Source organism: Pedobacter sp. 01N416 (assembly GCF_056399685.1).
In genome coordinates, this window is the sequence record NZ_JBFTRT010001136.1 from 1 (window position 1) to 387 (window position 387).

The 387-nt window shown below is 40.7% G+C and carries 1 protein-coding gene; it reads right to left on the reverse strand.

The window, feature by feature from the left end:
• The coding region (locus AC1DND_RS29590; RefSeq protein ID WP_477586628.1) for a hypothetical protein at nt 1-387 on the reverse strand (387 nt) is incomplete at both ends.

The following is a 387-nucleotide window of genomic DNA, read 5'->3' on the forward strand; positions in this document are numbered from 1 at the left end:
GGCCAGTACAATGGTTTTAATTTCGGTTGCCCTGGTTTGCGCTTGTTGCAAAACCAGCTGATCTGTTTTATTGAAGAAAATAGCTTCTCTGTYATACACCAAAACGCCAGCCAAACCAATTGCTACAACGGCAGCAATTTTTAGCCAAACACTGTAGCCTTTGTTTTTGGCAACCTTTAAACGGGGTTCATCGGGAATCTGGATCTGGCCCCTGATCCGATCAAAAACAAGATCGATATTTTCTTCTTCAGCTGTTTCAGATTCAAAATAAGTTTGTAGCTGTTTATATTCTGTTCTAAGCGCTTCGTTATCGGCTAAAATCGATTTCAGTTCAACAGATTCATCCGGTGAAATTTCACCGGCCAATTGTTTTCCAAGCAATTCTGT